We start from the raw sequence: 558 nt of genomic DNA on the forward strand, positions 1-558 counted from the left end.
ACTGCCAAGGCATCCACCGTATGCGCTTCTTCACTTGACCATATAACCCCAAGCAATCTGGTTATACTATGAAGACGACATTCGCCGAAAATTCGCATGCTCAATTAAGAGCGAACTCACAAATTTTACCTTAGCCTGAATAAACACCAGTGAAAGTGTTATCCAGTCTAACTTTCTATTACATACCCAAATTTTTAAAGAACGATCTAATCAAAAGATCAGAAATCAACATTCACCATCAGTCGATGGAATGCTCATTTCTAAGCTTTACGACAGAAGAACCGCAGCACGATGCTGCAGCTTTCGTCTTTTACAATGAATCAAGCAATTCGTGTGGGAACTTATGGAGCAGCTGATGTCGTCGATTAAGGAGGTGATCCAGCCGCAGGTTCCCCTACGGCTACCTTGTTACGACTTCACCCCAGTCATGAATCACACCGTGGTAACCGTCCTCCCGAAGGTTAGACTAGCTACTTCTGGTGCAACCCACTCCCATGGTGTGACGGGCGGTGTGTACAAGGCCCGGGAACGTATTCACCGTGACATTCTGATTCACGA

General features: G+C 45.7%; 1 rRNA gene. It reads right to left on the minus strand.

Going from position 1 to position 558, the window contains the following annotated elements:
* Window positions 1-366: 366 nt before the first annotated feature.
* A 16S ribosomal RNA gene (locus tag ACZRMH_RS25820) occupies window positions 367-558 on the minus strand; the annotation flags it as partial.

It is taken from the genome of Pseudomonas sp. B414, assembly GCF_055408445.1.